The organism is Mesorhizobium sp. WSM4836 (assembly GCF_055811815.1).
Genome location: NZ_JBVVQF010000005.1, coordinates 212,575 through 225,857, shown reverse-complemented (window position 1 = coordinate 225,857; position 13,283 = coordinate 212,575). Strand labels below are relative to the sequence as shown.

16 protein-coding genes and 1 pseudogene are annotated in these 13,283 nt (G+C 61.7%); 12 read left to right on the top strand and 5 right to left on the bottom strand.

Going from position 1 to position 13,283, the window contains the following annotated elements:
- Nucleotides 1-31 precede the first annotated feature (31 nt).
- From AC0L2P_RS08875 to AC0L2P_RS08860, 4 genes and pseudogenes are all read right to left on the bottom strand, one after another.
- Nucleotides 32-271 (bottom strand): hypothetical protein, encoded by a 240-nt coding sequence (locus tag AC0L2P_RS08875; RefSeq protein ID WP_473500844.1) that lies wholly within the window; start codon nt 269-271, stop codon nt 32-34.
- Nucleotides 272-305: 34 nt separating this feature from the next.
- Complete coding sequence (locus tag AC0L2P_RS08870) at nt 306-1,484, bottom strand: zinc-dependent alcohol dehydrogenase (protein WP_473500978.1); 1,179 nt, start codon at nt 1,482-1,484, stop codon at nt 306-308.
- A gap of 330 nt (nt 1,485-1,814) precedes the next feature.
- A pseudogene (locus tag AC0L2P_RS08865) lies at nt 1,815-2,372 on the bottom strand (SDR family NAD(P)-dependent oxidoreductase); the annotation flags it as partial.
- Nucleotides 2,373-2,448: 76 nt separating this feature from the next.
- Nucleotides 2,449-4,749: an FdhF/YdeP family oxidoreductase gene (locus AC0L2P_RS08860; protein ID WP_473500843.1), complete on the bottom strand. Its 2,301-nt coding sequence runs from the start codon at nt 4,747-4,749 to the stop codon at nt 2,449-2,451.
- 132 nt (nt 4,750-4,881) lie between these two features.
- Here AC0L2P_RS08860 and AC0L2P_RS08855 point away from each other — a divergent pair, with 132 nt between their 5' ends.
- From AC0L2P_RS08855 to AC0L2P_RS08835, 5 genes are all read left to right on the top strand, one after another.
- Nucleotides 4,882-5,100, top strand: a complete 219-nt coding sequence (locus tag AC0L2P_RS08855) for a hypothetical protein (protein ID WP_023716637.1) — start codon at nt 4,882-4,884, stop codon at nt 5,098-5,100.
- A gap of 27 nt (nt 5,101-5,127) precedes the next feature.
- Nucleotides 5,128-5,565, top strand: a complete 438-nt coding sequence (locus AC0L2P_RS08850) for a GFA family protein (RefSeq protein WP_473500842.1) — start codon at nt 5,128-5,130, stop codon at nt 5,563-5,565.
- A 149-nt stretch (nt 5,566-5,714) separates the two neighbouring features.
- The gene (locus AC0L2P_RS08845; RefSeq protein WP_023716639.1) at nt 5,715-5,873 is read left to right on the top strand and encodes a hypothetical protein; all 159 of its coding nucleotides are present in this window, start codon (nt 5,715-5,717) and stop codon (nt 5,871-5,873) included.
- Nucleotides 5,874-6,011: 138 nt separating this feature from the next.
- Nucleotides 6,012-6,191 carry a hypothetical protein gene (locus AC0L2P_RS08840; protein WP_473500841.1) on the top strand — a complete coding sequence of 60 codons (180 nt, stop codon included), beginning with the start codon at nt 6,012-6,014 and terminating at the stop codon, nt 6,189-6,191.
- A 3-nt stretch (nt 6,192-6,194) separates the two neighbouring features.
- A complete protein-coding gene (locus tag AC0L2P_RS08835) occupies nt 6,195-6,413 on the top strand; it encodes a hypothetical protein (protein ID WP_473500839.1) in 219 nt (72 codons plus the stop codon).
- A 44-nt stretch (nt 6,414-6,457) separates the two neighbouring features.
- Here AC0L2P_RS08835 and AC0L2P_RS08830 read toward each other — a convergent pair whose 3' ends face one another.
- Nucleotides 6,458-6,733 (bottom strand): hypothetical protein, encoded by a 276-nt coding sequence (locus tag AC0L2P_RS08830; RefSeq protein ID WP_473500838.1) that lies wholly within the window; start codon nt 6,731-6,733, stop codon nt 6,458-6,460.
- 447 nt (nt 6,734-7,180) lie between these two features.
- On the opposite strand from AC0L2P_RS08830, the gene AC0L2P_RS08825 reads away from it, so the two are divergent.
- The 7 genes from AC0L2P_RS08825 to AC0L2P_RS08795 all read left to right on the top strand — a co-directional run bounded on the left by AC0L2P_RS08825 (nt 7,181) and on the right by AC0L2P_RS08795 (nt 13,248).
- Nucleotides 7,181-7,897 carry a GntR family transcriptional regulator gene (locus AC0L2P_RS08825; protein WP_473500837.1) on the top strand — a complete coding sequence of 239 codons (717 nt, stop codon included), beginning with the start codon at nt 7,181-7,183 and terminating at the stop codon, nt 7,895-7,897.
- Entirely contained in the window at nt 7,897-8,991 is a 1,095-nt protein-coding gene (locus tag AC0L2P_RS08820; RefSeq protein WP_473500977.1) for an LLM class flavin-dependent oxidoreductase, read from the top strand. Before AC0L2P_RS08825 ends, AC0L2P_RS08820 begins: the two co-directional genes overlap by 1 nt.
- Nucleotides 8,991-9,536 (top strand): flavin reductase family protein, encoded by a 546-nt coding sequence (locus tag AC0L2P_RS08815; RefSeq protein WP_473500836.1) that lies wholly within the window; start codon nt 8,991-8,993, stop codon nt 9,534-9,536. Before AC0L2P_RS08820 ends, AC0L2P_RS08815 begins: the two co-directional genes overlap by 1 nt.
- 91 nt (nt 9,537-9,627) lie before the next feature.
- A complete protein-coding gene (gene dctP, locus AC0L2P_RS08810; protein ID WP_473500835.1) occupies nt 9,628-10,605 on the top strand; it encodes a TRAP transporter substrate-binding protein DctP in 978 nt (325 codons plus the stop codon).
- A 74-nt stretch (nt 10,606-10,679) separates the two neighbouring features.
- Entirely contained in the window at nt 10,680-11,192 is a 513-nt protein-coding gene (locus tag AC0L2P_RS08805) for a TRAP transporter small permease (RefSeq protein ID WP_473500834.1), read from the top strand.
- Between the two features lie 3 nt (nt 11,193-11,195).
- Entirely contained in the window at nt 11,196-12,506 is a 1,311-nt protein-coding gene (locus AC0L2P_RS08800) for a TRAP transporter large permease (RefSeq protein ID WP_473500833.1), read from the top strand.
- A gap of 22 nt (nt 12,507-12,528) precedes the next feature.
- Nucleotides 12,529-13,248, top strand: a complete 720-nt coding sequence (locus AC0L2P_RS08795) for a hypothetical protein (protein WP_473500831.1) — start codon at nt 12,529-12,531, stop codon at nt 13,246-13,248.
- Nucleotides 13,249-13,283 lie beyond the last annotated feature (35 nt).

Below are 13,283 nucleotides of genomic sequence, written 5' to 3'. Positions count from 1 at the left end.
CGCCCCGCGTTTTCAATCCGCGGCCCGTCTCTTAATCCAGCGGCTTGTCGGTCGGGCGCGGCGTGGTGCCGGCCTGCCGCCGCCGGCCGGCATTGCGGTTCGCCACCGGGTTGTCCAGCGGAGTATCTGAAGACTTCGAGGCGCCGGCGGTGTTCGGGGTCGCCGGCTTTGCCCCGGCATCCGTGTCGCTGGCATCTCGCCGCGGATGCGGCAATCCTTCCGCGTTTGGCTGCCGCGTCGCCGGCTTCGATGTGGATCGCTCGTCAGCCATGTTTTTCCCTTTCGGTGGTTTGCGACCGACCAACTCAGGCATTCGGCCGCATTACCACCTTGATGCAGCCATCTTCCTTGTCGCGGAAGGCCTTGTAGAGGTCCGGACCCTCTTCGAGACCGGCCCGGTGGGTGATGACGAAGGATGGATCGATTTCGCCGTTCTGGATCTTGGCCAGAAGCGGCTCGAGATACCGTTGCGTATGGGTCTGGCCCATCCGGAAGGTCAGCCCCTTGTTCATCGCCGCGCCGAACGGGATCTGATCGACCAGGCCAATATAGACGCCGGGCACCGAGATGGTGCCGCCCTTGCGGCAGCAATAAATGGCCTCGCGCAGCACGTGCGGCCTGTCCGTGCCGAGATAGACCGCGGCCTTGGCCTTGTCGAGCATAGCGTCGAAGCTGGCGCCAGGATCGGATTCGGTGCCGACGCAGTCGATGCAGCGGTCCGGGCCGCGCCCGCCGGTCATCTCCATCAATGCGTCGTAAATGTCGGAATTGCTGAAATCGAGGGTTTCAGCCTTGCCCTGATTGCGCGCCATAGCCAGGCGTTCGGGAACCTTGTCGATCGCGATCACCCGCTCTGCGCCAAGCATCCAGGCGCTCTGGATAGCGAACTGGCCGACCGGGCCGCAGCCCCAGATCGCGACCGTGTCGCCTTTCTCGATGCCGGCATTCTCCGCCGCCATGTAGCCGGTCGGGAAGATGTCGGACAAAAACAGCACCTGCTCGTCCTCCATCCCATCCGGCACCTTGACCGGCCCGACATCGGCGAAGGGGACACGCAGATATTGCGCCTGGCCGCCCCAATAGCCGCCGACCAGATGCGAATAGCCGAACAGGCCGGCCGGCGACTGGCCCATCACCTTGGCAGCCTGCTCGGCATTGGGGTTCGACCTGTCGCACAGCGAAAAAAGGCCGTTTTTGCAGAACCAGCATTCCCCGCACGAGATGTTGAACGGCACCACGACCCGGTCGCCCTTCCTAAATTTCGAATGGCCGCGGCCGGTTTCGACCACTTCGCCCATCGCCTCGTGCCCGAGCACGTCGCCAGCCTCCATGGTCGGCATGTAGCCGTTCATCAGATGCAGGTCGGAGCCGCATATGGCGCAGCAGGTAACCTTGATGATGATGTCGCGGTCATCCTCTATGGCAGGGTCGGCCACCTGCTCGCAGCGTATGTCACCTTTGCCGTGCCAAGTGAGGGCTTTCATGATTTGCTCCTGCCGACTGGGGCGCGTTTCGAGCGGCCTGCCGGTCGAACTGATGCCCCGCAGAAATGTTCCGCCGGTCAGATCGGGCTGCGCGTTCCTGCGGTCAGCTTCTGGAAGCCGAGCCTGGTTCAGCCACCTTGCGATGCTGCTCGGCCAACGAGCCCGCCGGTGTGACGTGGGCGGCGGCCACTTGCAGCTTGTTTTCCAGCCGGCGACGACCTGTTCCTCACCGGCCATCATGGCCTCGTACCCTACTCTGGCGACATCGGCAGGATTGTCCTTCTCGTCGGCCCCGATCTTGGTGTCCATCATCTCGGCGCGTTCGAAGAACCGCGTCTGCGTGGCGCCCGGCATCAGCACCGTCACCGTGACGCCGGTATCCTGCAATTCGTGCCGGAGGGCGATCGCGAAGGAATCGATAAATGCCTTGGTAGCGTTATAGACCGCCTGGAAGGTGCCGGGCATGAAGCCGGCAACGGAGCCGGTGAACAGAATGCGGCCGCTGCCCCGCCGCGCCATCCTGCCGGCCAGTCCATCCGCCAGATACACCGTCCCGGTAATGTTGGTGTCGATGACACGGCGCACCTTGCCCCAGTCCTGGTCGACGAAGCCGCCGCCAAGTCCGCGCCCGGCATTGAGGAGCAGAAGGTCGATGTCCCGGTCGCCGATCTTTGCCATCAGCCGGTCGGCGCCCTCGACGGTCGCAAGATCGGCCTCAATGGCTTCGACCGCCACATCGTGCGATCCAAGCGCTTCCGCGGCTTGCCGGACCGCGGGCTCGTCGGCGGCAATGACGAGCTCGTAGCCGTTCTTGGCGCACAGCCTGGCAAGTTCCTTGCCGATGCCGCTCGAGGCGCCAGTGACGACAGCGAGTTTTCCGTTTTGCATTGGTTTGCTCCACAGTTTTCGACGATGCTGCCGGCCATATCTGCGCGATGCCGAAGATTCCTCCTGCGAGCCACGCCTATGGCAAGATCCGCACCGGTACCGATTTGACTGCCGGAACATGAGCCTTCTCGGCTCTGTGCCACAAAGGAACCAGCGGGTTGAGCTCGGGATAATAACCGGCGCAATTGCCCTCCGGCACCGAGAAAGGCGTGATGCGCAGCCCGTGCACGCGGCGCTCCACGCCATCGCGCGCATTGGCTTCGAGATCGACCTCCTGTCCCGCGCTCAAACCGAGGCGCTGGATATCCTTTTCATTCATCAACAGCACCATGCGTGTGCCGCTGATGCCGCGCAGCCGGTCGTTGTAGCCGTAGACGGTCGTGTTGAACTGGTCGTTGGAGCGCACCGTGATCAGCGTCAGCACATCGCGGCCGGCGACATCGATGTCAGGGTCGGTTTCAAGGCCGCTTGGCAGCTTGAAATTGGCCTTCTTGTTCGGCGTCTCCCAGACCCGCTTGCTCGCCTTGATGTCGCGATGGAAGCCGCCGGGCGTCAGGAAGCGCTTGTTGAAGTCGCGGAAATGTTGGGGATAGCAGCGCTCGATCTCGTCGCGGATGCGCGAATAATCCGCAACCCACTCATCCCACGGGATCGAACTCCTGCCCGGCACCGTCGCCTTGGCAAGTTCGGCGACGATCCTGGGCTCGGAAAGCAGATGCGGCGAAGCCGGAGGTCGCGATCCGAACGAGCCGTGGATACAGGCTGTGGAATCCTCTACCGACACCCTTTGGTCGCCGCTCGCCTGATGATCTCTTTCCAGCCGTGACAGGCAAGGCAGCAAATAGGTTGTCCGGCCGGCGATCAGGTGGCTGCGGTTGAGCTTGGTCGCGATCTCGACATGCAGGTCGAGCCCACGCCAGGCCTTCTCGACCAGGCCGGTTTCCGGAACGGCCCGCACGAAATTGCCGCCCAGCCCGACGAAGCCCTTGACCGATCCGCCGATGACGCCCTCGCACGTCTCGACCGTATCGAGACCTTTCTCGCGCGGCGGCTCAAAGGCGTAGAACTCGGCGAACTTGTCGAGCGGGACGAGCTCGGGTTTTTCCGATATGCCGACGGTGCGCTGCCCCTGGACATTGGAATGGCCGCGCAGCGGCGAAATGCCGGCGCCGGGTTTTCCGATATTGCCGCGCATCATCAAAAGATTGCACAGCATCTGGACGTTCTCAGTGCCGTGCCGATGCTGGGTCAGGCCCATGCCGTAGTTGCCGATCACCGCGTTGGCGTGGCTGTAGACCTCGGCGACATGTTCCAGATCGGTCTGCGCAATGCCGGATCGCGCGACGATATCAGCCCATTGGGTGCTGCGCAGGAAGGCTTCGAACTCGGCGAAGCCGTGCGTGTGGTCGGCGATGAAAGCAATGTCGAGGATGCGCGTCCTGCCGCTTTCGCGGGCGGCATCGTCGAGCGCCAGCAACGCTTTGGCGATGCCGGTCATCGCGGCGATGTCGCCGCCCGAACGAACCTGGAAGTAATCGCTGGACATTTTGGTTCCCGGTCCGGGTGACAGCATGTCGATGGGGTTTTGCGGGTTTTTGAAGCGCTTCAGTCCCCGCTCGGGCAAGGGATTGAAAGTGAAGACGGGCACGTTGCGTTGGCGTGCCTCCTGCAGCGGATGCAGCAGGCGCGGCGCCGTCACCCCGGTGTTGTGCCCGAAGAAGAACATCATGTCGCATTTCGCAAAGTCTTCGAGCTGCACGGTCCCGACCGGCGAGCCGATCGATTCCGGCAAGCCGACCGAGGTCGATTCATGGCACATGTTGGACGAATCGGGCAGGTTCGAAGACCCATAGATCCGCGCAAAAAGCTGGTACATGAACGAGGCCTCGAGCGAGGCGCGGCCGGATGTGTAGAACACCACCGATTTGGGATCGAGCCGCCGCAATTCGGCAGCTATGTCGCGGAACGCATCGTCCCAGGAGACCGGCTCGTAATGGTCGACGGCGGCGTTGTAGCGCATGGGCTCGGTAAGCCTGCCCTGCTTCTCCAGATCGTGGTCCGGCCAATCGAGCAATTCCGTCACCGAATGCTCGGCGAAGAATGCGGGTTCGCAGCGCAGCTTGGTCTGGTCCCACATCGTCGCCTTGGCGCCGTTTTCACAGAATTCGAAAGGCCTTGGCTGGGCCGGCTTTGCCCATGAGCAGGACACGCACATATAGCCGTCGGCCTTGTTCTGCTTGAGCAGCGTGCTCCATATCCCGGACAATAGCAGGCCTTCGCCTCGCGCCTTGCGGACCAGGGATTTGAGCGATCCCCAGCCGCCTGTCGGGTGGTCGTATTTCTTGGTTTCGATGCGATCGGTTACGGCGGGTCTCATGCAAGCCACTCCCTGTAGAAGCGCACTCATACGAACCCGCCGTAGGGCTGAATGTTCCGGCCGGCTCCGCGCCGTGCCACCGGAACCATTTCCGTCATGGTTTGTTCGGCTCGAAGAAAGGAGCCGTGCCAAATGGAGCGACGTAACGCGTTAATTGCGATGGTGATTTCGGCCATCATCATCGTCGGCTTTCTCATAGGCTTCTTGTACGGCGATATGGGCTGGCAAACGTCGCCGCTCAAAAGAGCCCCTGAGCAGAACCAGGGTGGCAATGCTCCGGCCGAGACCTCGCCTGCCGCAGGCATCAAGAAGAACCCGAAGGAAAATACCGAAATGCCGGGCCAGCAATGAAGGCGAGTCCAGCAATGAAGTTAGCCAATGCCACGAACTGAAACGGGTTCCTGTTTTTGCGGCGCCATAACGGCAGAGATGCGCGGCGAGCCGTTCTGGGTTTGCTCCGATCACGATGACGACTGTCGCAAGGCGATAGGAAGCCCGCTAACGGTGTGGGTCGGCTATCGCCCTTCCGAGTTCACGTTGCTCACCGGCACACCGAAGACCTTTTCGAAGACCCCCGGCGTCCTCCGGTCCTTCTGCGCGGATTGCGGGACATCGATTGGCTATGTCGACCAGGGCCTGCCCGACGAACTCTATCTGGCGATCGGCTTTCTCGATCACCCCGAACGGGTTCCGCCACAGGCCCACGCATATTGGGACATGAGGTTGCCCTGGGTCGACTTTCCAGATGAGTTGCCGCGGGTCAGGACGTATTCGAGGCGGCGCGATCCGGCCTTCGGAAATCCGGCAGACCGCTAGCCTACTGCCCCGCCTGCAGGTGAAAAACGTACCGTTCGCAGTTTCGTACGAAAACGACAATTGGCGCGCGGCTGAAAACGCGCAATTATTGGCCGATGGGCCGCCGTTTGGATGACAAGCTCGATTGCAAGGCGTGCGGGACGATCCTGATGGAGATTCCCGACAACCCGAAGGATTCGACGCCGATATATTGCAGCAATTGCGGCGCCTATCTCGGCGAATGGGGCGATCTGCAGGAGGATTTCTTCAGGCAGGCGTTCGGTGCCCAGGCCTTCGATCTCAACAACGGAAACATCATCAAGAAATAATCCCGATTGTGCCGGCCTCCCGCCGGCCCAAGCCACGGCCTGTGGACCCGGCTCGTTGCGGCAACCGCCGTTCGTATCGGACCCCTCGGGAACCTTTCTCCCGAGCCGCTTGTTTTGGGTGGCGGAAGGAGACACGCCATGAGCACAAAACCTCCCCCTGTGCCGCCGAAAAATCTGAGCCCAAAGGGAGCCGGTGACAAAAAACCGGTAGCGGCCGACCAGGCACCACAATCCACCGCTCCGGATCCCGACAAGCAGGGCCAGCAAGGCAACACGAAGGTCAACACCACCCATCAAGGCAACGTCCAGGATCGCTAGCCCATGTCCACGTCGAAGAAAACTCCTGCCAGCATCCGCCAGGGCGGTCCCGGCGCCGCGCACGAAAACGCCAAGAAGCCGCTGAGCGTCGAAAGGCCGCCGGCCGATTCCGACCGTCGCAACCACAGCAAGGTCTCCGGCGGCGGTGGCGAACGCGATAGCCACCATACCCACGACCCCGAAAAGAAGGGCGACACGCGGCCCGCGCATGAGGACAAGTGAAGTCGGGCAGCGAGGCGGAGACCGGTAGAACTCGAGCGAAATGGTCAGCGGGGACGGCGCGCTAAGGCAATCGGCACGACGTTGTCGAGATTTGCTACCGGGACCATCGGCAAGTCGAACAGCATCGCAAGTCCCCGCGTCGCGGCCATTTCCACGATCAGCTCCTCAATGGATTGATCGGTCAGACGGGTCTCGATGCTCCGCCGGATCATCGTTGCCAGTTTATGGACTGGCACCGGCACCGACTTCGCCCGGTCGTCGAGCAGCTTGCTGATCTCTATCACGACATCAGCGTCGATATTCCTGGGCAAGTCTCGCATAAGCGCCTCCCCGCCAAACGAAACGAAAAGCCCGCCGCACCTTTCGATACGGCGGGCGATCCAGTAATGCGCACCGGCGAGGGGATCGGGGTGGGCGTGCCGGCGCGCGCAGATCGCAAGTAATTTTAGTTAAATCCGCCAGCTTGGATGTGTCACGGAAAAATGTCTGTACGTTTTTTACCGAACCGCGCGAATCGCCAGCTGTCCCCCGCCGTCGCACTGCGTGGCAGCACGGATGGCGCGATCCTCTGCCCTCCGGGCAGCGAACTCAAACAGTATACATTATAAACTTAAAACACCTTGCCAGGCGGTCCAGCCTGTGCTCCACTTCGCATTGGAACATGGCCTGCAGGTCGAATTCTATCGATATGTAGCTGCATTTCAACGGATCACTGCGAGAACACCAGCCTCAAACGATATACGAAATCTTCGCATGGGAAGGCGTGGATGACGGAAACGATAGAGCTCAAGCGGGTTGGCGATGGCAATCTGCGTGCCCAGGTCTATCAACAAATCCGGCTGACCATACAGCATGGCGAATTGGCGCCTGGCCAGAAGCTCGTCGATGTCGACATTGCCGCCCAGCTCGGCATTTCCAGAATGCCTGTGCGCGACGCCTTGATGCAGTTGGTGCATGAGGGCTATCTCGTCGGCACCACACGCGGCTTCACGCTGCCCACACTTACCGCAACGGACGTTGCCGACATCTTCGAGGTCCGCCGCTTGCTCGAGCCGCGTGCGGCCGCGCACGCTGCGCGGACACTTAACGCCGCTGGCCTCAAGACGCTGGCGGCCGCGCTTCGAGAGGCGGAGGCTGCGGCCGCCGCCGGCGATGCCGACCGCTTTTTCCAGGCCAATTCGGCATTCAGGAATTGTTGGCTCGGTGCCGTCGAGAACCAGCGCCTTTCACAAACGATTGCCCGCTTCGCCGATCACGTGCTCGTCGTCCGTTTAAGGACGCTGTCGCACCAGCCGACACAGGCCGTTATAATGGTCGGCATGGGTGCCATCTATGAGGCATTCGTCAAGCGCGACGCCGTCGCCGCTTACGACCGCATGACGCACTTCATTCAGAACGCCGAGGAGCGTTTCATGAGGCTGAGCCCACCGTTTCAAAATTCCAGCGGTGAAGGTGAGAGCATGTCGCAGCGGGGGAAATCATGATCAGGAAGCAGCACCCGCTGAAAGGGCCGAACAGGTTCAAGCTCGGCGTCTTTTCCATGAACGCCGATGGCGGCCTGGCAATGACCACCGTCCCCGAGCGCTGGCGCGCCCGCTGGGAAGACAACCTCAACTCCGCCTGCATTGCCGATCGCGCCGGCCTCGAGTTTCTGCTGCCGATCGCCCGCTGGCGCGGCTTCGGCGGTTTGACGCATGTGCGGGAATGGTCGTTCGAGACTTTCACCTGGGCGGCGGGCCTTGCCGTCGCCACCGAAAACATCGGCCTGTTCATGACGGTGCATGTGCCGCTGATTCATCCGCTGCAGGCTGCCAAAGCGCTGGCGACGGTCGACCACATCTCCAACGGGCGTGCCGGCCTGAACATCGTCTGCGGCTGGAACCCGGACGAGTTCGCCATGTTCGGGCAGACGGTCGGCGAGCGGACCTATGATCAGGCCGAGGAATGGATCAACATCATCGTGCGTGCCTATCAATCGAGGGAGCCGTTCGACTTCAGCGGCGAGTTCTATGATCTGAAGGGTGTCGTCAGCCGGCCGCCAAGCCTGCAGGCGCCGCGACCGGTGACCATGAACGCCGCCTTCGGCGCGCCGGGGCGCAACTATGCGGCCCGCCACTGCGACTATCTGTTTTCGACTTTTTCTGAAATCGCCGACGGCCGTGCGCATGTGGTCGACATCACCAACCGAGCGGCTGAGGTCGGACGCGAAGTCGGCGTCTATACGGTCTGTCACGTCGTTTGCCGGGAGACCCAGCAGGAAGCCGAGGACTACTACCGGCACTACGCGCTGGAATGCGCGGACGAGGGCGCGGTCGACGAGCATATGCGCAAGAAGAAGGAATTCGCGAACTCGCATGACGCGAAGGCATTCACCGAATATCGGCAAAGGTTCGCCGGCGGTGCCGGGACGTTCCCGCTCGTCGGCACGCCGGAAAAGATCGTCGACGACCTCACCAAGATCATGGACCAGGGTTACTCCGGCGCCGCCCTCACATTCGTCAACTACACCTACGAACTGCCCTTCTTCTGCGACCGCGTGCTGCCGCTGATGCGCCAGGCCGGGCTTCGAGTAAATTGATGCCGGCGGCCGCCATTCCGACGCCGTGGGTGGATGGGCACGACGCCGTCAATCCGCGCGCCTTCAAGCAGGCGATGCGGGCCGTGGCGGGCTCGGTCGCCATCCTCGCCTCGGAGCATGACGAGATCGGCTTTTGCGGCATCACGGCGACGGCTCTCTGCTCGTTCAGTGCCGAGCCGCCGTCGCTGCTGGCCTGCGTCAACCGCGGCAGCACCTTTGCCTCGGCCATTCGCGAAAGCTTGCCCTTTTCAGTCAATCTTCCCGCCGGCGACCAGGAGAATGTTGTGCGTGCGTTTGGCGGCATGACCAAAGCCAAGGGCGCCGCGCGCTTCTCGTCCGGATCATGGGTGCGCGGCGAAACCGGCGCGCCCTTGCTTGTCGGCGCGCGGGCAATGTTCGAATGCCGGGTGGCCGAAATTATCGTACGGGCGTCGCACATGATCATCATCGGCATCGTCTCAGGCGTTGCACTGGACCGCGCTCACCGATCGCCGGTCTTCTACGCGCATGGACGGTTCCTGACAGTAGGAGATGATGCCAGTTAACCGCCGTTCGCGTGGCGGCATAGCGATTGCAATTTCAGATCGGCCCGATCATGGGCCGGATAATGGACGAACCATCAAAGGGAGTACGGCAATGCGCATTTGGAAATCCCTTGTTCTGGCTGCAATCATGTCGGGTGTGGCGGGTATCGCCGAGGCCGAAGAGGTCGTCCTCAACGCCGTGCATTTTACGCCGACGCAGAACGGCTACGCCCAGAGCTTCCTGAAATTCGTTCAGAAGGTGAACGAAAAGGGCAAGGGCGTGGTCCAGATCAACGTCCGCGGCGGGCCGGAGGTCATTCCGCCGATCCAGCAGGGCGCGGCGCTCAGGAGCGGCCTTATCGACGTGATCGACACACCGGCAGGGCAGTTCCTCGAACTCGTGCCCGAAGGCGAGGTGTTCTCCGCATCGACGAAGACGCCGTGGGAGGTTCGCGAGAATGGCGGCTGGGACTTCGTCAGCGGGATTTTCGAGAAGAAGGCCAATGCCCATCTGCTTGCGCATGTCGACGCGGGCTCGGGCTTCAACGTCTTCACCGTCGACGAACCCAAGCTCGATAGCGAAGGCAGCATTGACTGGGGCAGTTTGAAGATACGTTCGTCACCGCTCTATCGCGATTTCCTCGAATCCTTGGGCGCGACGGTGATCGTGCAAGCGCCGGGGGACGTCTATACCTCGCTCGAGCGCGGCGTCGTCAATGCCAATGCCTATACCGTATTTGGCTATGCGTCCTTCGGCTGGGACAAATTCACCAAATACCGTGTCGACCCGCAATTCTTCAAAACCGATGTGCTGATCTCGATCAACAAGGCCAAATGGGACACGCTGTCGGCCGAGGCGCAGAAGCTGCTTGCCGACACGGCCGTCGAATACGAGCGCGCGAGCTATGACGCCAATCTTGCCGAGTCCGAAAAGCAGGCACAGGCGATGATCGCCGGCGGGCAGAAGGTTGTCAGCTTGACCGGCGCCGGCCGCGACAAATTCCTGGCGGCTGCCACAAAGGCGAGCTGGGCGAGAATGGCCAAACGCGATCCCACCAATATCGCCCAGTTGAAGAAATTTTTCCAGTAGCCCAAGCCGAGGGTGCCCTGTGTGCCCTCCATCAAAGCTGGGCCAAGGGGCGAAGGTGGACATGAGGGTCGGCCATGGTCAGATTGTTTGCAGCGGTTGGGAAGCTGAGCCTGGCGCTGGCGGCGGCGGCAAAAGTGGTGCTTGGCCTCATCATCGTCGCGGTGGTTGCTGATGTGTGCGTCCGCAATCTGGGCCTGAGGCCGCTGGCCTGGGCGGTATCGGCGACGGAATACGGCCTGCTCTACGCGGCATTTCTGCCGATGCCCTGGCTGGTCCACAGCAAGGGCCATGTCTTCGTCGAGTTCCTGCGCAAGACGCTGCCGGTGCGGGCACGGGCGGTCCTTGAAAAGCTGGTCTACCTCGCCTGCATCGGCGTCAGCCTCTACCTCGGCAGCGTCGCTCTGTCGTCCCTGACAAGTGCCGTTGCCGGCGGCGAATATGAAACGCGCAGCTTCGACATGCCGAAATGGCTGGTCTTTCTGCCCATCATGCTCGCCTTTTACCTCTCGGCGCTGGAATGGCTCAGATATTTGCTCGGCCGTGACACGCTGTACACGCTCGATCCGCTGGAAATGGAAGGGCTCTGACCGGTGGCCTGGCTGTTTCCATTCGCCGTGCTTGTTGGCACCATCCTGGTGTTAATGGGGCTTGGGCTGCCGGTCGCCTTCGCTTTCTTCGTCACAAATGTGATCGGGCTGTACCTGTTCTTCGGCGGTTCGATCGGCGTGACGCAGATGGTCGCCAACTTTTCCGACGCTGTATCGACCTATGCGCTTGCTCCGCTGCCGATGTTTCTCGTTATGGGCAGCCTGTTCTTCCGCTCCGGCCTCGGCGAGAAGGTCATCTACGCGCTCGACCTGTGCATCGGCAATCTGCGCGGACGTCTTGCCTATGTCGTTCTCGCCGCCGGCACGATCTTTTCCGCGCTGTCGGGCTCGAGCCTCGCCAATACCGGCATGATGGGCTCGCTGATGGTGCCCGAGATGCTGAAGCGGGGCTACAAGCCGCACATGGCCTACGGGCCGGTGCTTGGCGCCGGAAGCCTTGCCGTCATCATCCCGCCATCCTCGCTGGCCGTCTTGCTCGGCTCGCTTGCCCAGATTGACGTTGGCGCGCTGCTCATAGCGGGGGCTCTGCCGGGACTGCTGCTCGTTGTCATGTACGCGGCGCTGATCTTTGCGCAGACGAAGATCGATCCGGACGCCGCGCCGCACTATCCGGTACCTGCCGTTCCCGCGGCCGAGAAGGTGAGGGCGGTCGCCGTCAACATCATTCCGATGAGCGTCATCGTGTTCATGGTGGTCGGCACGATCATCCTTGGGATAGCGACGCCGACCGAGTCGGCAGGGCTCGGCTGTGCCGCCGTCTTCGCCTTGTTGTTTGTCTACCGACGGTTCAGCTGGTCGGTTGTCTGGAAGTCGCTGGACGATGCGATGAAGGTCACCGGCATGACCTTCCTGATCATCTCGGCTTCGACGACGTTCTCGCAGATATTCGCCTTCTCCGGCGCGTCGAACGGTTTTATCCAGTTCATCGTCGGCTACGATCTTGGACCGTATCCCATGCTGCTCATGATGGTGCTCGTCATCCTGCTGCTCGGCATGTTCATGGATCAGGTCTCGATGATGCTGATCACGCTGCCGATCTTCCTGCCGATCGCCCAGCAATTCGGCTACGATCCTGTCTGGTTCGGGCTGATCCTGCTGCTTGCCTACGAGGTCGGCTTCACCACGCCGCCTTTTGGTCTGCTGCTGTTCATCATGATCGGTGTCGCGCCGAAAGGCACATCGCTCAAAACGGTTGCCATGTCAGCGGCGCCTTACATCGCGCTGACGCTTCTGCTGATCATGCTGATTGTTCTCTTTCCGCAGATCGCCCTCTTCCTTCCGAATTTGATCTAGCCGAACCCAGCAGGTGGTCCAGATGCGCTTTGCCTATCTCGCTTTCTTCCATGATGACCGCGACGCAAATTTGGCCATCGCCGGTGAAGACGTTGACGCAGTGCGGCGTGTGATCGCGTCAACGCCGGGCCTTGCGCTTGCAAACATCTATCTGCCCGAAGTGGCGACGGACATGTTCAACAACGATGGTCCACCGCCGGTCTTTGGCTTCCAGCTCTATTTCGACGAATTGGCAGACATGGAGGCGGCGCTGGCGCCGTCCGGCCATCTGCAGGCGCTTGCCGGACCAGGTATGCTGTCGAGCATCGCCGGTTCGAGGCCGACGCAGCAGGCAATGTGCGTGCGTTCGTTTCCCGTCGACGACGCTGGCGTCAAGACATCCGGGCTGCCCTGCAGCTATCTTGTCCACTATCCCGGGCCGGCCGAAGACATGAATATCTGGCTCTATCACTATGTGACGCATCATCCGCAATTGATGCGGGGCTTCCCCGGCATTCGCCACATAGAGGTTCTGTCGCGGCTGGATTGGTGCGGCTCGCTGCCCTGGCCGCGGGTCGACCATATGCAGCGCAACCGGGTCATGTTCGACAGTCCCGCGGCGCTGACGCACGCACTGCAATCACCGGCGCGGCTGGAGATGCGCGCCGACTACAAGACCTTCCCGCCCTTTTCAGGCGGCAGCCGACACTTTCCAATGTCTACGGAAGCCGTGCATCCTTTGCCGCGGACCACCGGCAAATAACGCGAACAGTTCGCCGACGCCGAAAAATCTCTGGA

Coding starts and splice junctions, on each gene's coding strand:
- AC0L2P_RS08875 (WP_473500844.1), bottom strand. CDS start 271: ATGGCTGACGAGCGATCCACATCGAAGCCGGCGACGCGGCAGCCAAAC.
- AC0L2P_RS08870 (WP_473500978.1), bottom strand. CDS start 1,484: ATGAAAGCCCTCACTTGGCACGGCAAAGGTGACATACGCTGCGAGCAG.
- AC0L2P_RS08860 (WP_473500843.1), bottom strand. CDS start 4,749: ATGAGACCCGCCGTAACCGATCGCATCGAAACCAAGAAATACGACCAC.
- AC0L2P_RS08855 (WP_023716637.1), top strand. CDS start 4,882: ATGGAGCGACGTAACGCGTTAATTGCGATGGTGATTTCGGCCATCATC.
- AC0L2P_RS08850 (WP_473500842.1), top strand. CDS start 5,128: ATGCCACGAACTGAAACGGGTTCCTGTTTTTGCGGCGCCATAACGGCA.
- AC0L2P_RS08845 (WP_023716639.1), top strand. CDS start 5,715: ATGGAGATTCCCGACAACCCGAAGGATTCGACGCCGATATATTGCAGC.
- AC0L2P_RS08840 (WP_473500841.1), top strand. CDS start 6,012: ATGAGCACAAAACCTCCCCCTGTGCCGCCGAAAAATCTGAGCCCAAAG.
- AC0L2P_RS08835 (WP_473500839.1), top strand. CDS start 6,195: ATGTCCACGTCGAAGAAAACTCCTGCCAGCATCCGCCAGGGCGGTCCC.
- AC0L2P_RS08830 (WP_473500838.1), bottom strand. CDS start 6,733: ATGCGAGACTTGCCCAGGAATATCGACGCTGATGTCGTGATAGAGATC.
- AC0L2P_RS08825 (WP_473500837.1), top strand. CDS start 7,181: ATGACGGAAACGATAGAGCTCAAGCGGGTTGGCGATGGCAATCTGCGT.
- AC0L2P_RS08815 (WP_473500836.1), top strand. CDS start 8,991: ATGCCGGCGGCCGCCATTCCGACGCCGTGGGTGGATGGGCACGACGCC.
- dctP (WP_473500835.1), top strand. CDS start 9,628: ATGCGCATTTGGAAATCCCTTGTTCTGGCTGCAATCATGTCGGGTGTG.
- AC0L2P_RS08805 (WP_473500834.1), top strand. CDS start 10,680: ATGGTCAGATTGTTTGCAGCGGTTGGGAAGCTGAGCCTGGCGCTGGCG.
- AC0L2P_RS08795 (WP_473500831.1), top strand. CDS start 12,529: ATGCGCTTTGCCTATCTCGCTTTCTTCCATGATGACCGCGACGCAAAT.